Origin of the sequence: Varunaivibrio sulfuroxidans (genome assembly GCF_029318635.1) — a bacterium.
GTDB lineage: Bacteria > Pseudomonadota > Alphaproteobacteria > Rhodospirillales > Magnetovibrionaceae > Varunaivibrio > Varunaivibrio sulfuroxidans.
Genome location: NZ_CP119676.1, coordinates 2,676,975 through 2,697,298 on the forward strand (window position 1 = coordinate 2,676,975; position 20,324 = coordinate 2,697,298).

Below are 20,324 nucleotides of genomic sequence, written 5' to 3' on the forward strand. Positions count from 1 at the left end.
GATTTACCCCGGCGCTTCCTCGCCCATTCCCATCAGGGGACCGTAAAGGTCGGCCCGGCGGTCGCGCAGCAGACCCCACGACGCACGTTCACGTTGAAGCCGGTCCCGCTCGAAAGTGGCGGTGATGACGGCGCGCTCCGTGCGTCCGGCCTCGGCGACAATCGCCCCCGTTCCGTCGGCGATGAAGGACGATCCATAAAACGTCAAGGTGGTGTCCCCCGCCGTTTCCGCGCCGATCCTGTTGGATGCGATCACCGGGACCATGTTGGCCGCCGCGTGGCCTTGCATGGCGCGCCGCCAGTGCGCTTGCGAATCGATTTCTGGGGCCTGCGGTTCCGATCCGATCGCGGTGGGATAGAGCAACACCTCGGCGCCGCCCAGGACCATCGCCCGCGCCGCTTCGGGAAACCACTGATCCCAGCAAATGGCGCAGCCGACGGCCCCGAAGCGGGTGGCGAAGACCCGAAACCCGGTGTCGCCGGGGCTGAAATAATATTTTTCCTGATAGCCCGGTCCCTGGGGAATGTGCGATTTGCGATACAGGCCGAGGATCCCGCCGTCGGCGTCGATCATGGCCAGAGAATTGAAGTAGGCGGGGCCGGATTTTTCGAAAAAGCTGATCGGCAGCACCACGCCCAGTTCTTGCGCCAGGGCGGCGAAGCGCGCGAGCGTCGGGTTGTCCGTAAACGGGCGGGCGCGGGCGAAGTGGCGCGGCTCCTGCGTCTTGCAGAAATAGGGGGTCTCGAACAGTTCCTGCAACAGGACGATGTTCGCCCCGCGTTCGGCAGCATCGCGCACCAGGGTCTCGGCGTTATCCAGGTTTTGCCCGCCGTCCTCGCCACAGGCCATTTGGGTGGCGGCGACGGTGATCGTGTTGGGGGGGCTTTTCGCGGCTGACGCGCTCATCTGTCGTTCCTTAAGATGGACCGGCTCAGGGAACCGGCTGTTGCTGGGTGATACAGTGGATGTTGCCGCCGCCGTGCAAAATGGTGAGGGCGGCGGCGCACAGTTGGATGACCTCGCGTTCGGGGAAGGCGGCGGCGATAATGGCCCTGGCCTTGGCGTCTTCGGGGCAGCCGAAGCCGGGCATGATGACGGCTCCGTTGGCGACGTAAAAATTGATGTACGACGCGGCGAGGCGCTGCTCGTCATCGCCGAACATCGGCGTGGGCAGGGGCACCGGGGTAATTTCGAGAGGTCGTCCTTGGGCGTCGGTTTCGCGGCTCAGGGTGTCGATATTGCGCGAAAGGCGGTCATAGTTTTCGCCGTCATCGGGGTCGCACGTGCAAATCAGCACCTTGCCCGGGGCATGAAAGCAGGCCAGGTTATCGACATGGCCGTCGGTTTCGTCGTTGAAGACGCCGTGATCGAGCCAGATCACCTTTCGCACCCCCAGGTAATCCTTGAGATGGCGCGCGATCTCATCTTGATCGAGGTCGGGATTGCGGTTGGGGTTGAGTAGGCATTCGCGGGTGGTCAGCACCGTGCCCTCGCCATCGACCGCGATCGACCCGCCCTCCAGGATCAGGGGCGCTGCGAAGCGGGGAATATCCTCGGTCTTGAGAATAATCTCGGCGACGGCGGCATCTTTGTCATGAGGCCGGTATTTGCCGCCCCAGCCGTTGAAGCGCCAATCGACGCCGGCGAGGCCGCCGTTTCCGTCAATGACGAAGGTGGGGCCGCTGTCGCGAATCCACGAATCGTCGATCGGCGCGCAGAGAATATCGATTTCCGGTCCGAGCACGGCGTGTGCCTGGGCCGCCTCGGCCGGAGGGACGACCATGGTCACAGGTTCGAACCGGGCGATCGTGCGTGCGACCTCGCCATAGGCCGCGCGCGCGGCTTCGATGCGCCCCCCCCACAAAGCGGCGCGGGTCGGCCACGCCATCCAGCAGCGCCGATGTTCGCGCCATTCGGCGGGCATGACATAGCCCGATTCCGTGGGGGTCGTCATCGCCGGTCACCCTTCGCCGAAGTCGAACCAGGTTGCCTTGATTTCGGTGTATTTATCCAGTGCATGCAGGGACTTATCACGCCCGTTGCCCGATTGTTTGTAGCCGCCGAAGGGCATCGTCATATCGCCGCCGTCCCAGCAGTTGACCCACACGCTGCCCGCGCGCAGACGCCGCGCGACGGCGTGGGCGCGCTTGAGATTGGAGGTCCACAATCCGGCGGCGAGGCCGAAGGTGGTGTCGTTGGCGATGGCCAGCGCCTCTTCCTCGTCGCGGAAGGTGAGCGTGGACAGAACCGGCCCGAAAATTTCTTCGCGCGCGATGCGCATGGTGTTGACGACGTTGTCGAATACCGTGGGGGCGATGTAAAAACCGCCACTGTTGTGCAGCACGCGTTCGCCGCCGCACAACAGGCGCGCGCCCTCGTCCTTTCCGATTTCGATGTAGTCGAGGACGCGCTTCATATGGCCTTCCTCGACCATCGCCCCCATCCGCGTCGCGGGATCGAGCGGGTCGCCCGGGTGCATGGCCTGGGCGGTGGCCAGAACCTTTTCCATGAAGGCGTCCTTGATGGTGTCCTGCACCAAGAGGCGCGAGGCCGCGGTGCATACCTCGCCCTGGTTGTAAAATATCCCGATCGCCGCCTGCCGAGCGGCGTTGTCCAGGTCGTCGCAGTCGGCGAAGACGATGTTCGGCGACTTGCCGCCGCATTCCAGCCAAACCCGCTTCATGTTCGACTGTCCGGCGTATTGCAAGAACAGCTTGCCGACCTCGCCCGAGCCGGTGAAGGCGATGCAATCGACGTCGTCGTGCAGACCTAAGGCGCGCCCCGCGGTGGGGCCGAAGCCGGAAACCACGTTGAGGACGCCCTCGGGCAGTCCCGCCTCCATCGCCAGTTCACCGATGCGCAGGGCCGTCAGGGGGGATTGTTCGGCGGGCTTAAGGACGACCGAGTTTCCCCCCGCGAGGGCGGGTCCCAGCTTCCACATCGCCATCAGAAGGGGGAAATTCCAGGGCACCACCGCGCCGACGACGCCGATCGCCTCGCGGGTGACGGCGCCCAGAGCGCCGGGGCCGGTAGGGGCGATTTCGTCGTAAATTTTATCGCACGCCTCGCCGTTCCAGCGGATGGCGTTGGCCGAGGACGGGATATCGACGCTCAGGCTGTCGCCGATCGGCTTGCCCATGTCGATGGTCTCCAAGATCGCCAGTTCTTCGCCATGCTTTTCGATCAAATCGGCGAGACGGATCAAGATTTTTTTACGTTCCTTGGGGGCCATGCGGGACCAGTGGCCGGCATTAAAGGCGCGCCGGGCGGCGGCGACGGCAAGCTCGACGTCGGCGTCGTCCCCTTCGGCGATCTCGGCGATGACTTTTCCGGTTCCGGGGTTGACGCAGGGAAACGTCTTGCCCGAGACGGCGTCCCGGTAGCGCCCGTCGATGAACAATTTCGACGGCAAGGAAAGCGCCTGGGCGCGTTGGCTGTAATCTTCGAAGGTGCGCGGGCTTGACATGATGGCTTCTCCGTTGGGTGCGGCGGTTTTTCGATAACGGCGGCGGATCAGAAAGATGGCGGGGTGGCGGCGCTGACGACGACGCATTCCGCGTCCGACGTGTTGCGAAAGCGGTGTGGCGTCTTGGTGTCGATGTAATAGGCCTCGCCTTCCTCCAGGACGCGGACTTTATGCCCGACGGTGAGTTCGACCTTTCCCTTGATGACGATGCCCGCTTCCTCGCCGTCGGAGGACAGCAGTTTCTCGCCCGAATGCGCGCCTGGGATGTAGGTTTCATGAAGGAAACGCAGGGCGCGGTGTTTGCGCATCGCCCCGACCAGGCGCAACGTCGTGCCGTTGTCGTCGAACGCCACCAGTTCGTCCTCGGCGTAGAACACTTTCTCCTCAACATCTAAATCGAGGGTTAAAAACGTAATCAGCGACATCGAAAACCCGCTAAGGACTTTTTTTAATGAATCGATCGACGGGCTGACCTTGTTTTGCTCGATCAACGAGATGGTGCTGTTGGTCACGCCGGCGAGACGCGCCAATTCTCGTTGGGATAGGTTGTAAATGGAGCGCACCGCCTTGAGGCGTGCGCCGATATCGCTGCTCATGGTCCGGAACCTTCAGGCATGCGTTAGGGCAGAAAGCGGCGAACGGGTTCGCCGGCGGATGTCAAACATTCTACACAACTTACAATTTCGTATTCCATAAAAATGAGATGGTTGAGGGATGAATTTTTGTTTTTTGTAAATTTTATTTATCAATAGGGCGTGGTTATTTTCGTGGCGTCGGCTTCGTCGGGCGCTCCTCGGTCATTTTGTGACCATGATCACTGAAAATAACCGGTTTTGAGACCATGGTGAGCGAAATTACGGGAAGGCCAAAGCATGGATACGAAGATGATGAGAAACCCTTGGCGCGCCACGCCATTCCTTGGGGGCTGTTTGGGGCTTATCCTTGTATTGGCGGCGTGCGCGGCCCCTGGCGACGGGGCGCGGAACGCGGCTTCCCCTCAGGCGCGCGCCATCGCAACGCAACCTTTTGGCGCTTATGGCGCGAGCATCGAACGCTTGCGCCGGGCGCGCGCCGCGCATCCCGAAGATATCGACCTGACGGTGGCGCTTGCGCGCAACCTGCGTTACGCGGGTAAGGCCGATGCCGCGGCCAAGGTGCTGGCCGACGCCCCGGCAAGGTTCGCCAAAAATGGACGATTTTTGGCCGAATTGGGCGCGGTTCGCCTCGCCCGGGGAGATTTTTCTGCAGGTTTGGCGGCGCTCAAAAAGGCCGAGGCGCAAACGCCGGGAGACTGGCGCGTGTTGTCGTCCCTGGGCGTGGCGAACGACCTGATGGGGGCGCACGGTCCCGCCCAGGCGGCGTTCGCCGAGGCGCTTAAGGCGTGTCCCGACAACGCCGCGATTATGAATAATTTGGCGATATCCCAGGCTTTGTCGGGGCGCATGGACGACGCCATCGTAACCTTGCGCCGCGCCTTGGCGTTGGATCGCCACCGCCGCCAAATCGACGCTAATTTAGGCGTATTCCTCGACATCAAGGGGCAATGCCCGAGCTGCGGCGCGGCGCGTCTGAGCACGTTGAGCGCAACATTTTTCGCCCCCTCGCCGACGGCCCTTGGCGAGGATGAGACTTGCCCGCGCAGTTCCGGGAAAACCGACGCGCCATCATCTGAAATCAAGACGGCGCCGTTTGCCCGTCTGATGCAAAAATCGGCGACGCCCTCGGTCAATATTGAGGTTCATTTCCGCTTCGATTCCGCGGTGTTGCAGGGCGGCGCCCAAGGCGTTCTCGACGCCCTGGGACGGACCTTGTTGTTGCCGGCGCTGAAGGACGTCCGCTTTGAAATTGCCGGCCATACCGACGCCGTCGGTTCCGCGTCTTACAATCGGGTGTTGTCCGAATTGCGCGCCGAGGCGGTGAAAAAGTACCTGACCGACCATTTCCAGATCACTCCCGCGCGTTTGGTGACGCGCGGCTTCGGCGAGGCGCGCCTAATCGACCCGCGCCATCCGGACGGCGCGGTCAACCGCCGCGTTCAGGTCACCCGCCTGCCCCGCGCCCAGGATGTTTCTTCGGTGGCGGCGGGGCGATGATATTCGGAAGGAAGACGAGGTCGCGTCTCGCTCAGGCCTGAAAAGTGGCTTCGTAGCATTGGCGCAACTGACCTTTTTGCACCTTGCCCATCGCATTTCGCGGAAGTTCCTCGACGAAAAAGACCGCCTTGGGTTGTTTGAAGCGCGCCAGATGATCTTTTAGTGCGGCCAAGACGGAGGGTTCATCCAGCGGAGCACTTCCGTCGGCGACGATCACGGCGGCGACGGCTTCGCCGAAATCGGGGTGCGCGAGCCCGATCACCGCCGATTCGATCACGCCTGGGATGGCGTCGATCGCCTGCTCGACTTCCTTGGGGTAAACGTTGAAGCCTCCGGAAATGATTAAATCCTTGGCCCGCCCGACGATGGAAATGCGTCCGTCATCGGCGATCGTCGCCATGTCGCCGGTAATGAAAAAACCGTCGGGGCGGAACTCTGCGGCGGTTTTCTCGGGCATTTTCCAATAGCCCTTGAACACGTTGGGTCCCTTGATTTCGAGCACGCCGATTTCACCGGCCTTAAGTGGCGCACCCCGGTCATCCGTGATGCGCGCGGCGACGTCCGGAAGCGGATAACCTACCGTGGCGGGGATGCGATCGCCGTCGAGTGGGTTGGAGGCGATCATTCCCGCCTCGGTCATGCCATAACGCTCCAAGATGCGCCGGCCGGTGCGTTCGGCGAAAGCGTCCGAGGTTTCCGCCAGCAACGGGGCCGAGCCGGAAATGAAAAGACGCATGGCGGCGGTGCTCTCGCGGTTTAGGTTTTTCAGGGCGAGCAGACGGGTGTAGAACGTCGGCACACCCATGATCACAGTGGCGCGGTCCATCAATCCGAGGACGGTTTGGGCGTCGAACTTGGGTAGGAACCACATCGCCGAGCCGTTGAGCAGGGCGCAGTGCACGGCGACGAACAGGCCGTGGACGTGGAAAATCGGTAGGGCGTGGATCAACACATCGCCGGGACGCCAACCCCAGATTTGATGCAACGCCAGGGCGTTCGACGCCAGATTGGCGTGGCTCAACATCGCCCCCTTGGAGCGCCCGGTGGTCCCCGAGGTGTATAAAATCGCGGCGAGGTCGTCGGGTTTGGCGTCGTATATCCAGGGGTCCGGCGCGCAAACATTCGCTTGTTCGCTCAGGTCGCCTGTCCCGTCGGAACCCAAGGTGAGGACATGGACGACCCCGGCCTCTTGGGCGATGGGGCGCAGCGCTTCCAGCTTTCCCGGATCGCAGACCAGAAGGCGGGGCGTGGCGTCGCCCAGGAAATAGGCGACCTCGCTTGGCGTGTAGGCGGTGTTGAGCGGCAGGTAAACCGCACCCGCGCGCAGGCAGGCCAGATACAATACCAGGTTTTGCGGGCTTTTTTCGATCTGTACACAGACCCTCGCCCCCGGTTCGACGCCGATTTTTTTGAGCAGCCCCGCATATCGTGCGGTTTGCGCGTCCAGCCATCCATAGGACAGCGTGGGACCGTCCGGGATCAGCAAGGCGTCGGCGTCGGGGTTTTGCGGAAAGCGGCTGGCGAGCAGTGCGAAAAGGTTGGCGTTCATTCGCAGTTCGAAGTCCTGAAAGTGGGGGGGTCAAATGGCGGGACGCAACATGTCTTCGGGAAGATTGGCGATGAGGTCGTTGAACATGTCGCCCTGGACGGTGAGATGTTTTTGCATCAGTTTTTCGGCGCACGCGTCATCTCCCGAAACAATGGCGTCCAGGATTTCGGCGTGTTCGCCGAACGAGGCGTGCAGGCGGTTGTGTTGGCGCAGTTGCAGACGGCGATATGGCGCCAAACGATTGCGTAAGGCCCGGGTTTGATCCGCCAGATAGCCGTTGTGCGCACCGCCGTAGATCGTTTCGTGAAAGCGGACGTTGGCGGCGTAATACTCGTCGGGGGCGCCTTGGTGGGCGAGGCGGGCGCAGGTGTCGTGAATTTCGCGAAGATCTCGGCGTTCTTGCGGCGTGAGGCGGCGCGCGGCGAGGCCCGCGCACAGGCCTTCCAAACCGGCCATGGTTTCGAACATTTCCATCAGCTGACGAATGCCGATAGTCGCAACCAGCGCGCCGCGATTGGGGCGCAGTTCGACCAAGCCGATCGAGGCCAGTTGGCGCAAGGCCTCGCGCACCGGCGTGCGCGACACGCCGAAGCGCACCGTTAGCGACATTTCATCCAGCCGTGTTCCCGGGCGTAATGCGCCGGTGATGATCTCTTGCTCCAATTGTGCGCGTAGAACTTGAGCGCGGATTTTTGCGCCTGACACAGAGCGTCCTCCCTACCGTCCAGCCTTCCTTCGTTCCCGGATCGTCCTGTCGCTATCCTCGGGGTCCGGGTTTTCGTTCCGGTCCCTTAATACTTTCGGTGATACCCCGGCGACCGTGTCGGTCCAGTATTGCGATCTGTGGAAAAAAGCGCAAACGACAACCGTGGGGCGCCCCAGCGTGGCGCGCCCCAACACAGGGCTAGGTTAGCGCCATCAAAAAGAATAAGGGAAGAGTTTTTTGTATACAATTTGGTTTGACAGGTATTCAACCGAGCCATAAATTGTTCCCGACGCCTGGGGAGGCTGTCAACATCAAGATGTCGTCTAAAGACATCATGAAAATGATACAAGGTGTGGGAGAACATCAATGACCCTATTTTTGAAGACCGCGGTGGGAACCGCGGCGATTGTCGTATCCATGGGGCTGGCGTCCGCCGGTTTTTTCGCGCCGACCGCCGGTGCGACGACGCTCAAAGCGTCCCATCAGTGGAACACCTCCGACGTGCGCCATAAAATGATGCAGATCATCGCCGATGATGTCGCCAAGGCGAACGTCGATCTGAAAATCAAAATTTACCCGTCGAAGTCCCTATACAAGCCGAAAGAACAATGGACGCCGTTGACGCGCGGCCAGCTTGACCTGACGGCCTTTCCGCTGGCTTACGCCGCGGGGCAACATCCCGAATTCGACGCCACGTTGATGCCGGGGTTGGTCAAGAACCACGAGCATGCGCGCCGGTTGAACAATTCAAAATTCATGGCGGACATCAAAAAAATCATCAACAAATCCGGCGTGATGGTGATTGCCGATACGTGGCTTGCGGGTGGGTTCGCCTCGCGCAAGCAGTGCATTCGCGGTCCCGAAACCATGAAGGGGCTGGTGACCCGCGCCGCCGGTAAGGCTTTCGAGCAAATGCTGGTCGGGGCCGGGGCGTCGATCGCTTCGATGCCCAGTTCCGAAATATACACCGCCATGCAGACCGGCGTGTTGGATGCGGCGAACACCAGTTCGGGCAGTTTCGTTTCTTACCGCATCTACGAACAGGCCAAGTGCATGACGGCCCCCGGCGATCAGGCCCTGTGGTTTATGTACGAACCTATTTTGATGTCCACCAAGTCGTTCAACAAACTGAACAAGGCCCAGCAAAAAGCCATTCTCGCCGCCGGAAAGAAAGCCGAGGCCTTCTTCTTCGACGCCGCCAAGGGCCTCGACGACAAGATGGTCAAGGTGTTCAAGAAAGCCGGGGTCAAGGTGATCACCATGACCAAGGCCGAAGCCGACGCCTGGCGCGCCATCGCCAAGAAAACGTCTTACGCCGAATTCGAGAAAAAAGTTCCGGGCGGTAAGAAGTTGATCGAGGAAGCCCTCGCCGTTCAGTAACGCCGTATCGTCGGCGCCCTTTCCGGGACCACCAGCCATGGTTATGATCACCCCTCTCCTGTGTGGGTGGTGGTTCCGGTTCGTCTTCTGAGTTCCGGCCCGTATCCGGTCCTGTTTCGGGACCGTTTTTTCGATTTTTCAGCGCGACACTCAAAGTTAAGGTTCCCCGAGGTGGATATTTTCATTCGTTCGATTCGCGCCATGTCCACGGCTTGTGGCGTTTTCGCTTCCTTGCTGGTCGCCTCGGCGATTCTGGTCGTCTGCCAGATGGTGGTTTGGCGGTATTTCCTCAACGCATCGACAGTGTGGCAAACCGACTACATCACGTTTTCCCTGGTTGGGGCGGCCCTGATCGGCAGCCCGTACGTCCTGTTGATCAAAGGCCACGTCAATGTCGAATTGCTGCCCCATTACCTTGGCCACCGCGCCCGTGTCGTTCTGGCGTTGCTGGCGTGCTTGGGCGGGTTGACGTTTTCGTTGGTTTTGGCGTGGAGCGGCGGCAATCTTTTCCTCGAAGCCTGGGAGGGGGGGTGGCGCACCGAAACGGTGTGGGAGCTTCCGTTATGGATTCCCTATCTCGCCATGCCCGTCGGCATCGGCCTAATGGCGCTGCAATATGTCGCGGATATCCTGGCCTTGCTTAGCGGGAGGGAGATGCCTTTCGCGATGGCGGCCCATAGCGCGTTGGAGGGTGAGTAACCGTGGATCCTTTAATCATCGGATTGCTGGTGGCCGTGGCGACGATCCTTGTTTTGGCCTCGGGGATCCCGGTAGCCTTCGGTCTTGGCCTGGTCGCGGTAGCGTTCATGGTCGCCTTTGACGGTCTGGATTCCCTGTCCGGCGTCGCCGATGTGTTTTTCGCCGGTCTCAACGAATTTTCTCTGGTTTCGATCCCGATGTTTATCGTGATGGGCGCGGCGGTGGCCTCGTCGCCGGCGGGCAAGGACCTATACGAGGCCCTCGATCGCTGGCTGCACCGCGTTCCGGGTGGGCTGATCATATCCAACCTGGGGGCGTGCGCCGTGTTCGCGGCGCTCAGCGGCTCGTCGCCCGCGACCTGCGCCGCGATCGGAAAGATGGGGATACCCGAAATGCGCAAGCGGGGATATCCCGACGGCTTGGCGACGGGGTCGATCGCCGCGGGGGGGACTTTGGGAATTCTTATCCCGCCGTCGATCACCATGATCGTTTACGGCATCGCCACCGAAACGTCGATCGGACGGCTATTTTTGGCGGGCCTTTTGCCGGGGCTGATGTTGACCGGGTTGTTCATGGGCTGGTCGTTGTACACGGCGTGGCGGCAGGGGTATGATTTTTTCGACGAGAACAATCGGGTGAGCTGGCGCGAACGCTTTCAGATTCTGCCACGGGTGTTGCCCTTCCTTACGATCATTGTCGGCGTCCTGTACGTGCTCTATGGCGGCGTCGCGACGCCGTCCGAGGCGGCGGGCGTCGGCGCTATGCTGTGCCTGGTTTTGGTCGCGATCATCTACAAAATTTGGAGCCCGCGCCGATTGTGGACGATCGTCTCCGACTCGATGCGCGAGAGCGTGATGATCCTGATGATCATCGGCGCGTCGGCGCTGTTCAGCTTTACCCTGTCGTCGCTGTCGGTGACTCAGTCGGTCGCCGAAACCATTGCGTTGTTGTCGGTCAACAAATGGATGTTGCTGGCGGCGGTCAATCTGTTCTTGCTGGTCGCCGGATTTTTCTTGCCGCCGGTCGCCGTCATTTTGATGACCGCGCCGATTTTGTTGCCGATTATCGTCCATGCCGGGTTCGATCCATATTGGTTCGCGGTGGTCTTCACGATCAACATGGAAATCGGCCTGATCACGCCCCCGGTGGGACTTAACCTTTATGTCATCAACGGTATTGTTCCCGACGTTTCGCTACCGACGGTGCTGAAAGGGGCGCTGCCGTTCATGTTGTGCATGGTTCTGGCGATCGTCATCTTGTGCTTTTTCCCTCAAATCGTAACTTGGCTGCCCAATACCTTGATGGGCGGCGCGCTTTAGGTCCCGACCCTGGCGATGTCCAGAAGGTCGCTGCGCCTGTCGCTATGCCGACGGTTCCCATTCGCTCCGCTCCGTGCGATAACCTCTCGTTGGGGGAACGTCGCGGATGCGTGAATTGAGGGAAGTGATGCACGGATTGTCAAGAGTCAAGCCGTTTGCGCCGGCGCTGCTGGCGACGCTGGTGCTGACCGGTATCGACGCCATGACCCCGCCTGCGGCGGCGCTGATCGTCGCGGCGCTGATCATGGGCTATTTCTTGCGCCCGTCGCCGCGCGTGAAGCGTGAGAGCAAGGACAGTAAAACCGAAATCCACCGCAACGAAGCGGAAATGACGATTTTAGACATTCTTCCCGATCCGGTGGTTTTGGTCGATAGCCGTCGTACCGTCTTGGCGGCGACCAAGGCGGCGAAGGATATGATCGGCCCCGCAATGGTGGGACGCGACCTTTCCCAATCGTTGCGTCAACCGCAATTATTGTCGGCGGTGTCGCAATCCTTTCAAAGCGGGGATGCCCAACACCTGGAAACGCAATTTTCAGGATCTTTGGCGCGCACGTTCGATGTTCACGTCCTCGCCCTTAACCATGAAGACCCCGCACGCCGCCGCGCCATGTTGGTTTTTCACGACGTCACCGAACGATTGAAGCTAGAGGGCATGCAATCGGACTTCGTGGCCAACGTCAGTCATGAACTGCGCACGCCGCTGAGTGCGCTGACGGGGTTTATTGAAACTTTGCGAGGCCCCGCCAGGGACGACGCCGAGGCGCGTGCGCGGTTTCTGTCGATCATGGAAATGGAAGCCTGGCGGATGGCTCGTCTGGTCGATGATCTGCTCTCGCTTTCGCGTGTCGAGGTCAACGAGCATGTCCGCCCGCAGGGACGCGTAAACCTGACGGAGCTGCTTAAAACGGTTATCGCCACCTTGGCGCAGACGGCTCAGGAACGGGGCAACAAAATTGTCCTTCGCGAAGGCGCCAACCTTCCCGACGTCACCGGAGATGAAGATCAACTGGTTGAAGTTTTTAACAATTTGCTGTCCAACGCGCTGAAGTATGGCGCGGAAAACACCACCGTCGAAGTGCGCCTCGACGCCGTCGCGCGTATTGTCGATATCGCGGTTCCCGGCGTTGCGGTTGCAATCCGCAACGCCGGAGAAGGGATCGCGTCCGAGCATATTCCGCGCCTGACCGAGCGCTTCTACCGAATCGACAAAGGGCGCTCACGGGCGATCGGCGGAACCGGACTGGGCTTGGCCATCGTCAAGCATATTGTTAATCGCCATCGCGGCAAATTGACGATCGAAAGCGCCCCCGGCGAGGGCGCGACGTTTACCGTTCAACTGCCCGAATTCAAGACGCCATAGCCGCCTCGACCGACGCCCCAAGGGCGTCATAAAAGTGTAATTTCTTTGACATAAAATAGACCCCGGGGACGCCTAGGGTTTGCGTGTCGAGATAAGGAGGCGGTTCGCGCCGGCCTTTTTGAAGACACATGAATTTTATGAATTCCGCAATGCGCCCCTGCGGAGGCCGGATGTACGTCACGCCGGGGGTGCGATGCGCGGATCGCCGTGGAGAAGGCAATCGGGTGTTTCTCGATCTTCAGCTCCACGGTTGCCGTTTTTTAGGGCGAAACATTCGTTCCATCGTTGTTGAGGGCCTGTGGTTCTTTTCGTTTGTGTCGACAGGACGGTTTCCGTCCGGGTTCAACCGATCGCCGGGAAGGTCCGCCCGGGCGATCGCGGCGTCACTTGTCGGGGTATTAGCGGGTGAGGCGATCGCGAAAAAGGAAGAATTTATCGGCGAACTCCGCGATACTTATCTCATTGTCATTGTCACCCATTTGGCGCAACGTGCGCGCCGGCATTGTCGTTCCCGGAGTCTTTTGCGGGCATGTCGGGGCTTGCTTATGAATGTGCGGTGACGTGTACTGTGCTTTTCAAGGGCGGCGCAGAACGATGGAACTTATTTTGACACCGCCTCCGGCGAACGAACACCGGCCCGTATGGTAGGCCGCTTCGAACGTCCGGCGGCCAAGGAGAAAAACAATGGAAGGCGAACATATCGTCAAGTCGTTTGACGAGGAACTCTCCCACATCAACAATTTGATCGCCGAAATGGGGGGATTTGCGGAAATTCAGCTGGCCCGGGCGGTTGACGCCTTGAAGCGCCGCGACAGCGAATTGGCGGAACAAGTCGTTCGCGACGACCGGCAAATCGACAATCTGGAACAGGCCATCGACGAGGTCACGATCCGCATTTTGGCGCTGCGCAATCCGGTTGCCGACGATTTGCGTTCGGTCACCGCGGCGCTTAAGATCGCCAGCAATTTGGAACGGATCGGCGATTACACCAAGAATATCGCCAAGCGGACGATTACGTTGTCCCATTCTCATCCGATTAGCGGTGTCGCCGCGTCCATCGTGCGGATGTCGGCGTTGGTGCAGGACATGATCAAAAACGTCCTCGACGCCTACGCCAACGGTGACGACGCCAAGGCGACGGATGTGCGCAATCGCGACGAAGAGGTCGATCAGCATCACACCAGTCTTTTCCGCGAGCTTCTGACCTACATGATGGAAGATGCCCGCAATATCACGCCGTGCACCCACCTCCTCTTTATCGCCAAGAACGTGGAACGGATCGGCGATCACGTCACGTCGATCGCCGAACAGGTCCATTTCATGTCCACGGGAACGAAGTTCCCCACCGAGCGAACGAAAAAGGATGAGGCGAGCGCAACGGTGGTAAATCCGCGGTAGGAAAGGTTCGAAAACGATGACGCCCCTGATTTTGATTGCCGAGGATGAACCGGCCCAGGTCGAGGTTCTGCGTTACAACCTCGAAAGTGAGGGTTATCGAGTGGTTACGGCGGTTAATGGCGAGGAAGCCTTGCTGGTGGTCGAGGAAGAAGGCCCGGATCTGGTTCTGCTCGATTGGATGATGCCGGAATTGTCCGGGATCGAGGTCTGCCGCCGTCTGCGCGAACGTACCCAGACCAAGCGTCTGCCGGTCATCATGCTGACCGCGCGCGGCGAGGAATCAGACCGGGTGCGCGGTCTGGACAGTGGGGCGGACGATTACCTGGTGAAACCGTTTTCGCCCGGCGAGTTGATCGCCCGGGTCCGCGCGGTGATGCGCCGCACCCGTCCGGGGTTGGACGAGGAGCACATTTCCTATGGCGGCATCACCATGGACCTTGCCGCCCATAAGGTGACCCGAGACGGTCGCGCCGTTCATCTGGGACCAACCGAATTTCGTCTATTACGTATCTTGATGGAACGGCCGGGCCGGGTGTTTTCCCGCGAATCCCTGCTCGACATGGCGTGGGGGCGCGATATTTATGTCGAGGCGCGTACCGTCGATGTCCACATTCGCCGTTTGCGCAAGGCGCTTAATGAAAACGACGACACGGACATCATCCGCACCGTTCGCGGGGCGGGTTACGCCATCGACAGCGAGCACGGCGCCGGGTAGGGGCCTCGACGAGGGGCGGCGTTCACGTCGCAGTGCCGTCAAGTTTCGATTTGGGTGCGCAAGGTGTCGCGGGCGCCGTTCAGGAACAGGCGGATCATCCGTTCGATGATCGGCTCGACATCTCCGGGCACCGCCATGGTGTAGACCCATTTGCGCACCGCCATGTAGAAAAAACTGCCGTGCAGTTCCCAGCCGATTTCCATTTCCTCGTCGGTAATCGGAATTTCGCAGGCGGGAGGAAGTCCGGCGAACAGGCGCAGTTCCTCGCAAACGGGAAGAATCCACTTATCGCGGACGATTTCGATGTATCGTCCATTGATATCGACGCCCTTTAACCCGGCGAAGACGAGAATGCGCACCCATTCGTAATTGAAAGTGGCGCGGTAATATTCCTTGTAAAAGGTGATTAGACGATCTTCCAAGGTGCGCTTGCGCTGACGAATGAGGGTTTCCCATTTGGGGTCCCAGCGGGCGATGAAAAGCTCCTGGTAAACCCGCTCGATCAAGGTCTCCTTGCTGTCGAAGTAGCGATACAAAAGCGGCTGGGTAATGCCTAGCCGTTTCGCCAGATCCCGAGTTTTTCCCTCGAAACCGACTTCGGCAAAAAACCGTATGGCGCCGTCGATGATTTGTTTTTCTCTTTCTTCGCGGGAAAGCCGGGTTCTTTTTGTCGGGGGGCGAGGTTCCGGGGAAGGCTCCCGCCGCTGTTGACCGCTTTGTGCGTGCATGGTCTCCTGCGCCCTATTGTTTTTAACCCATTGACCGCAGCGGAGCGTCTTTCTCGTACGGACTTTCGATCCATCATTTCATGGGGCCATCATTTCACGGGGGAGGAAAAAATCAACCCCTTGTCTCGGCGCAGATCGTTTCTTCCTTGCCCAGGCCTACTGGATCGGGCCGACGTTTCGCCCTCGCAAACGATTGGGCCGACCGCGATCTCTCTTTTCGTTGCGGTTTGATTTTTTCACACATTTGCGTCCAAGGGTATCGGACTCAAATGTTAAACGCAAACCACTAGTGGATCGACTCCGACGTTTCGCTCTCGCGAACCATCGGGCCGACCACTATCTATCTTTTTGTTGCAGTTTGATTTCTTCACACATTTGTGTCCAATTGCATCGGACTCAAATGTTAAACTCAAACCACTAGGGACGAGGACCCTGACGGCGATAGGCGGCGATCTGACGGGTCAGGGCGCTGTCGATAATATTCGGCGCGAGGCGCTGCACACAAACGTAAAACCGCTCGGCGCCCATGGGGTAGGCCGTCCGGCGGTGGCGCGCGATGGCCCTGACGGCCCCCTGGGCGACTTTTTCCGGCGTGTCGAGGCGCATTCGGAAAGGTTCGATCAGGTGTTTGAAAGTGCTGCTCGCCGCCGTTTTTGCAGCCCGTGGCGCAATGTAGGTGACGAAAATATCGTCATCCGCCAGTTCCCGGCGTAGGGCGTCGGATAATCCGCGCACGGCGAATTTACTCGCTGAATAAGCGGCGAACAGGGGAAAGGCGATGTCGCCGAATACCGAGCCGACGTTGGCCACCATCCCCGGCCTCGCGCGCCGTAAAAGAGGGAGGCAATCTCTACTCAGCGCCATTGGGGCCATGATGTTGACGCGGCAGATCCGTTCAATTTGCGTGTCGCTCAGGGTGTCGATGGGACCGGCGGCGACCACGCCGGCGTTGTTGATCAGGATGTCCAGGATATCCGAGCGGGCCTCGACCGCGTGCACGATCGCCGCGCGCCCCTCGGCCGTGGTGACGTCCGAAACAACCATGGCGGCGGCCTCCGGCCTGGCTAGAAGCGCGTGGGTTTGCTCCAATCCCTGGGCGTTGATGTCGGCCAGGGTCAAGTACGCTCCGCGCCGTGACAGTTCACACGCCATGGCCTGACCGATACCGGAACCGGCCCCGGTCAGGACGATATTTGCGCCGTCGATATTCATAACGCCACCTGCTTGAGATTGGCGTCGAGGGAAAGGGTGCGGAAAATGTCACCGAACAAAATGTAAAAATCCCTTGCCGCCTGGACAATGACGCCTTGTGTTTGAGGATCGTCGATGGTGTCGAGGAGGGTCTCGAAGAAGGCGACGTGTTCGGTGTCGAGCGCGCCGTGGGACGTTAGATAGGAAAAGGCGTCGGGTGGAGACCCCTGGAAATCGGCGGCAATTGCCTGGGCCACGCTTTGCGCCACGTTTTGCGCCAGGGCGACGGACATTCCTTCGAGGACGTGAACCATGCCCAACAGGGCGTAAGGACTGATTTCATCGATGGCGAAGCGGGCGTAGGCGACCATCACCCGGCAGGCCAGCCCACCGTGCCCCCGGCGCACGGCCTGTTCATCCCGTCCCAGGGCGCGGATGTCGTTCAATATCCATTCTTGGTGACCGCGTTCGTCCTCAATATAATGGGCGAGGGCCTTTTTATATATTGTGTCCGCGGGACCGCAGCGCCCGGCGGCCTGCTTCAAGAGCGGCACCGTGAACCGCACGTGGTGATAGGCCTCGGCGAGATACTTGGCGTAAAGCGCCGCCGGCGCGCCAAACTGTGCTGTGTGACGGATAAGAGGGATCGACAGGAAGGCGGCGCGCGCGCCGCCGGTTTCGGCGCTTAGGGTATGGAAAAAAGACATTGGAGCACGTTCCTCATAAAGCCATGTGGCTGTGGGCGATGAAAAGAGCGGCCGCGTTATGGGCGATGGCGGTGCGTATAGGCTGTCCCGTCGCGCTCAGCCAACCTTGGGCGATGGCGGTTTGTCGATCGACGAGACGGCAGTGAACGGGCCATGCGTAGTGGGGAATATCCGCGAGCGTGCGGTGAACCGCATGGCGTAGTTCTTCCGCCGTCATGACGGCGAGCGCGACCCTGCCGCCGGGCGCGGCGACCAGAAGAGCGCCCGGCGCGCCGTCGCCGGACAGGCACAGGATGGCGGTTTCAATTCTAGTGTCGGTCAGGATCGCCGCCTCGATCCATTCCGGGGTGATGTTGCGTCCCCCGGAGGTGCTTAAGACGGTGTCCTTGCGCCCCTCGACGTAGAGAAACCCATCATCGTCGAAATGCCCCAGGTCGCCGGTGGCGATGCGCCCCTCGGCGCCGGGACGATGTAGATAGCCTTCCATGACGGTGGGGCCCTCGACGGTAATTTCGCCGTCCTCGATGGTCACGTCGAGTCCTTCAAGAGGGCGTCCGACGCTCCCCTCACGCCGCGCGCCGGGGCGGTTGACGCAGACCACGGCGCAACATTCGGAAAGTCCATAACCTTCGTAAACCGGAAGACCGGCCGCCCATGCCGCGCGGCTGAGTCGATTGGGGACCGGAGCGCCGCCGACGGCGATGAAGTTCAGGCTTTCGGGCGCGCGCCTGACGTCGTGTTGAAGGGCGGCGACCCACGCCTGCAGAATTTGCGGGATCAGCACCGTCGTGGTCGGGCGAAAGGCTTCGCTTTCCGCAATGATCGCCGACGAATTTCCTTGGGCGCACTGCTGCGCCACCGTTCCTGCGATGTGGACACGCGCGCCGACCGTCAACGGGGCGTAAATTCCGGCGATTTGCTCCAACAGCAAGGCGAACGGCAGTACCGACAGATAGCGTGCGCTCTGCGTGCTCGCGGTGGCTCCAATCAGGGCTTGGACGCTAACGGCGATCTGTTCGGGGCCGAGGATGACCCCTTTGGGCGTGCCGGTGGTGCCCGATGTGTAAATCAGCCGTCGCGATCGCGCGATCGCACGCCGATCGACGACGAAAGGGGCGCGTGTCGGCCCGGCTATCCGAGTTTGGAGACTGGAGCCTTCCACCAGCGCGTTCGCCAAGTCGCTTAGCGGGGCGTCGTGTAAAATTCGCCCAACCCCGGCGTCGGCGATGATATGGCGCAGTTGTCCCGGAGAGAAAAAAGGCGGCAGTGCGACCAAGGTCTTTCCCGACAGACTCACGGCGAGATCGGCGACGATCCACGCGACGGTATTGGTCATCAGGACGCCCAAAACCGGCGGAGCGTCCGCGAGGGCGTTGGCGAGGCCTTGGACCCGCCGGCCCAATTCGGCGTAGGTCAGCGCGTCGCCGAGATGGTCGGTGACGGCGACGGCGTCGGGGCGGGTGCGGATATGCTCGGCGAGGGCGTCGAAAGCGTTATGCAAGGGCGGAATCTTTCAGCAAAGGGGGAGTACGCTCATCTCTTGCGGGAATGCCACGCATCGCGACCATCGAATCGTGAATGGCGACGACATGAGGATTGGTGGCGTAGTACGTTCCCCAGGCGTCGGGATTGTCCATGCGCTCGGGCAATGCCGGCCCGAGATCCAGGGTTAGAATTCCGGCTCGTCGAAGCGCGGCGCGCAAGCGTTCTCCGGCGGTAAAAAAGGCCCACTGGATCGATCGTTGGCGGCACAAATGAATGACGTAGGCGATCAGAATTTGGGAACTTCTCGGTTTCATTCCGGCAAGATTGGTGACCTCGGCGATGTGCTCGCGCCGGACGGGGGCGTTCCACAACGGTCTCAGCAGCGTTTCGATCGGCTGGTCGAGGTAGCGTTCGGAAAAAAAACCGTCGGTGGCGAAACGAATTCCGGCGACGCACGATATACCGCCCAAAGTTTCTCCATGCCAAGTTTCCCTGTTCCAAGTTTCCCGATGAATATCGCCGCGCCCAGGCCTAAGGGCGACCAGGGTGGGGGCGAATTCGCCGACCGACGCGCCGTATTGGCGGGCAAATGCGGCGCGCACGGTTTCCTCGGCCTGACCGCGGTCGGGGTCGGTTTGTTCGATGATGGTGAATGTCATGAAAAACCTCGATAATCCTGATGGCCGATCCGGCGATTGTGGGGTTAACGTAGGGCGTAAACGATGTCCGAGCCGTCAGATCCCTTGAATCGCACCTTTACCAGCGTCTGTGCGCCGTCGTACCAAAGATCGCGTTCGAGGTCGCCCTTTAGCCGGTAGTGATGGGCTGCGACATCGTGGTGGCGCACGCTAAGCCGGTCGGCGCCCAAGTCCGTCACCCGGATGTGCATCACATGGCCGTCCAGGGTATTGATCAATTGCGTCCGGCGGACGATATCCTCGCGCCATAGGCTCGCGGGCAGGGTGTCGAGAGGGACGCCATAGGCAATTTCCTTGCCTTTTACGGTGGCGTGCTCGGCGATGTCTTGCGGGGTCGCGTGGGCGCTGAGGCTTTTATTGACGCCATCGTCGTTCGTGTTCGAGGTCAGGGCGATCAAACGTCCGTCGCGCCAGCGTTCTTCGGCGACGTGGGTAAAGTGGTATACGGTGAGAAAAACAACCTTAACCCGTATTTTTGTCGTGATTTTTACCGTTTGCCCTCCGTCGGGGCCGGAAATGTCGATGACGTGACTGCCGATCGGGGCGCCGTTGCGTAGGACGGTGTAATCCAGGGTATCCGCCACGGCAACCGAAGTAAATCCCATTGTAAATAAAGGTAATATAAAAACAAAGGGTAATGCCATGAAGTACTTGCAAGTACGCACTATTTATCACCATATACTGAACAATATCATATTAAATTTAATTTAAACGGCTAAGTCTGAACCCGTCCTGAATATTTGGCGGTGTTGAGAAAGAGGAACGGGGAAGGAATAATGCGTTGCTATGAGGGCGAAGCCCGCGGATGAACGCGGGCGCGTCGGCGC

19 protein-coding genes are annotated in these 20,324 nt (G+C 60.3%); 7 read left to right on the forward strand and 12 right to left on the reverse strand.

Going from position 1 to position 20,324, the window contains the following annotated elements; all coding sequences use genetic code 11:
- Positions 1–3: 3 nt before the first annotated feature.
- Genes aguB through P3M64_RS12515 form a run of 4 tightly spaced genes read right to left on the reverse strand, consistent with a single transcriptional unit; the run spans position 4 to position 4,062 of the window.
- The gene (gene aguB, locus P3M64_RS12500) at positions 4–906 is read right to left on the reverse strand and encodes an N-carbamoylputrescine amidase (protein ID WP_132938389.1); all 903 of its coding nucleotides are present in this window, start codon (positions 904–906) and stop codon (positions 4–6) included.
- Between the two features lie 25 nt (positions 907–931).
- Complete coding sequence (locus P3M64_RS12505; RefSeq protein WP_132938388.1) at positions 932–1,954, reverse strand: agmatine deiminase family protein; 1,023 nt, start codon at positions 1,952–1,954, stop codon at positions 932–934.
- 6 nt (positions 1,955–1,960) lie between these two features.
- Entirely contained in the window at positions 1,961–3,466 is a 1,506-nt protein-coding gene (locus P3M64_RS12510; protein ID WP_132938387.1) for an aldehyde dehydrogenase, read from the reverse strand.
- Positions 3,467–3,513: 47 nt separating this feature from the next.
- On the reverse strand, positions 3,514–4,062 hold the full coding sequence (locus P3M64_RS12515; protein ID WP_132938386.1) for a cupin domain-containing protein: 549 nt from the start codon (positions 4,060–4,062) through the stop codon (positions 3,514–3,516).
- Positions 4,063–4,350: 288 nt separating this feature from the next.
- On the opposite strand from P3M64_RS12515, the gene P3M64_RS12520 reads away from it, so the two are divergent.
- On the forward strand, positions 4,351–5,559 hold the full coding sequence (locus tag P3M64_RS12520) for an OmpA family protein (protein ID WP_165886251.1): 1,209 nt from the start codon (positions 4,351–4,353) through the stop codon (positions 5,557–5,559).
- 31 nt (positions 5,560–5,590) lie between these two features.
- Here the strand turns inward: P3M64_RS12520 and P3M64_RS12525 are convergent, their stop codons facing one another.
- Together P3M64_RS12525 and P3M64_RS12530 are read right to left on the reverse strand one after the other, a co-directional pair.
- Complete coding sequence (locus tag P3M64_RS12525) at positions 5,591–7,108, reverse strand: malonate--CoA ligase (protein ID WP_132938384.1); 1,518 nt, start codon at positions 7,106–7,108, stop codon at positions 5,591–5,593.
- Positions 7,109–7,138: 30 nt separating this feature from the next.
- Positions 7,139–7,813, reverse strand: coding sequence for a GntR family transcriptional regulator (locus P3M64_RS12530; RefSeq protein WP_132938383.1), 675 nt, complete (start codon positions 7,811–7,813; stop codon positions 7,139–7,141).
- 367 nt (positions 7,814–8,180) lie between these two features.
- Here P3M64_RS12530 and dctP point away from each other — a divergent pair, with 367 nt between their 5' ends.
- The 6 genes from dctP (at position 8,181) to phoB (ending at position 14,688) form a co-directional block, all read left to right on the forward strand.
- Entirely contained in the window at positions 8,181–9,194 is a 1,014-nt protein-coding gene (gene dctP, locus P3M64_RS12535) for a TRAP transporter substrate-binding protein DctP (protein WP_132938382.1), read from the forward strand.
- Positions 9,195–9,365: 171 nt separating this feature from the next.
- Positions 9,366–9,893 (forward strand): TRAP transporter small permease, encoded by a 528-nt coding sequence (locus P3M64_RS12540; RefSeq protein ID WP_207893120.1) that lies wholly within the window; start codon positions 9,366–9,368, stop codon positions 9,891–9,893.
- 2 nt (positions 9,894–9,895) lie between these two features.
- Entirely contained in the window at positions 9,896–11,212 is a 1,317-nt protein-coding gene (locus P3M64_RS12545; RefSeq protein WP_132938381.1) for a TRAP transporter large permease, read from the forward strand.
- Between the two features lie 106 nt (positions 11,213–11,318).
- The gene (locus P3M64_RS12550; RefSeq protein ID WP_132938380.1) at positions 11,319–12,575 is read left to right on the forward strand and encodes an ATP-binding protein; all 1,257 of its coding nucleotides are present in this window, start codon (positions 11,319–11,321) and stop codon (positions 12,573–12,575) included.
- A gap of 684 nt (positions 12,576–13,259) precedes the next feature.
- On the forward strand, positions 13,260–13,973 hold the full coding sequence (phoU, locus tag P3M64_RS12555; protein WP_132938379.1) for a phosphate signaling complex protein PhoU: 714 nt from the start codon (positions 13,260–13,262) through the stop codon (positions 13,971–13,973).
- 16 nt (positions 13,974–13,989) lie between these two features.
- Entirely contained in the window at positions 13,990–14,688 is a 699-nt protein-coding gene (phoB, locus tag P3M64_RS12560) for a phosphate regulon transcriptional regulator PhoB (RefSeq protein WP_132938378.1), read from the forward strand.
- Between the two features lie 38 nt (positions 14,689–14,726).
- Here phoB and P3M64_RS12565 read toward each other — a convergent pair whose 3' ends face one another.
- The 6 genes from P3M64_RS12565 to P3M64_RS12590 form a co-directional block, all read right to left on the reverse strand.
- On the reverse strand, positions 14,727–15,416 hold the full coding sequence (locus P3M64_RS12565) for a TetR/AcrR family transcriptional regulator (protein WP_132938377.1): 690 nt from the start codon (positions 15,414–15,416) through the stop codon (positions 14,727–14,729).
- A 417-nt stretch (positions 15,417–15,833) separates the two neighbouring features.
- Positions 15,834–16,628, reverse strand: coding sequence for an SDR family NAD(P)-dependent oxidoreductase (locus P3M64_RS12570; protein WP_132938376.1), 795 nt, complete (start codon positions 16,626–16,628; stop codon positions 15,834–15,836).
- Positions 16,625–17,314, reverse strand: a complete 690-nt coding sequence (locus tag P3M64_RS12575; protein ID WP_132938375.1) for a TenA family transcriptional regulator — start codon at positions 17,312–17,314, stop codon at positions 16,625–16,627. Before P3M64_RS12575 ends, P3M64_RS12570 begins: the two co-directional genes overlap by 4 nt.
- A gap of 13 nt (positions 17,315–17,327) precedes the next feature.
- Positions 17,328–18,815, reverse strand: coding sequence for an AMP-binding protein (locus P3M64_RS12580; protein ID WP_165886250.1), 1,488 nt, complete (start codon positions 18,813–18,815; stop codon positions 17,328–17,330).
- Positions 18,808–19,458 carry a thermostable hemolysin gene (locus P3M64_RS12585; RefSeq protein WP_132938373.1) on the reverse strand — a complete coding sequence of 217 codons (651 nt, stop codon included), beginning with the start codon at positions 19,456–19,458 and terminating at the stop codon, positions 18,808–18,810. Before P3M64_RS12585 ends, P3M64_RS12580 begins: the two co-directional genes overlap by 8 nt.
- Before the next feature lie 44 nt (positions 19,459–19,502).
- Complete coding sequence (locus P3M64_RS12590; protein WP_132938372.1) at positions 19,503–20,081, reverse strand: DUF6134 family protein; 579 nt, start codon at positions 20,079–20,081, stop codon at positions 19,503–19,505.
- Positions 20,082–20,324: the final 243 nt, after the last annotated feature.

Bases quoted from the DNA above. Each gene is read 5' to 3' on its own strand.
- P3M64_RS12550 (WP_132938380.1), top strand. From the start codon at position 11,319: ATGCGTGAATTGAGGGAAGTGATGCACGGATTGTCAAGAGTCAAGCCG.
- P3M64_RS12525 (WP_132938384.1), bottom strand. From the start codon at position 7,108: ATGAACGCCAACCTTTTCGCACTGCTCGCCAGCCGCTTTCCGCAAAAC.
- phoB (WP_132938378.1), top strand. From the start codon at position 13,990: ATGACGCCCCTGATTTTGATTGCCGAGGATGAACCGGCCCAGGTCGAG.
- P3M64_RS12585 (WP_132938373.1), bottom strand. From the start codon at position 19,458: ATGACATTCACCATCATCGAACAAACCGACCCCGACCGCGGTCAGGCC.
- P3M64_RS12505 (WP_132938388.1), bottom strand. From the start codon at position 1,954: ATGACGACCCCCACGGAATCGGGCTATGTCATGCCCGCCGAATGGCGC.
- phoU (WP_132938379.1), top strand. From the start codon at position 13,260: ATGGAAGGCGAACATATCGTCAAGTCGTTTGACGAGGAACTCTCCCAC.
- P3M64_RS12520 (WP_165886251.1), top strand. From the start codon at position 4,351: ATGATGAGAAACCCTTGGCGCGCCACGCCATTCCTTGGGGGCTGTTTG.
- P3M64_RS12510 (WP_132938387.1), bottom strand. From the start codon at position 3,466: ATGTCAAGCCCGCGCACCTTCGAAGATTACAGCCAACGCGCCCAGGCG.
- P3M64_RS12515 (WP_132938386.1), bottom strand. From the start codon at position 4,062: ATGAGCAGCGATATCGGCGCACGCCTCAAGGCGGTGCGCTCCATTTAC.
- P3M64_RS12565 (WP_132938377.1), bottom strand. From the start codon at position 15,416: ATGCACGCACAAAGCGGTCAACAGCGGCGGGAGCCTTCCCCGGAACCT.
- P3M64_RS12570 (WP_132938376.1), bottom strand. From the start codon at position 16,628: ATGAATATCGACGGCGCAAATATCGTCCTGACCGGGGCCGGTTCCGGT.
- dctP (WP_132938382.1), top strand. From the start codon at position 8,181: ATGACCCTATTTTTGAAGACCGCGGTGGGAACCGCGGCGATTGTCGTA.
- P3M64_RS12575 (WP_132938375.1), bottom strand. From the start codon at position 17,314: ATGTCTTTTTTCCATACCCTAAGCGCCGAAACCGGCGGCGCGCGCGCC.
- aguB (WP_132938389.1), bottom strand. From the start codon at position 906: ATGAGCGCGTCAGCCGCGAAAAGCCCCCCCAACACGATCACCGTCGCC.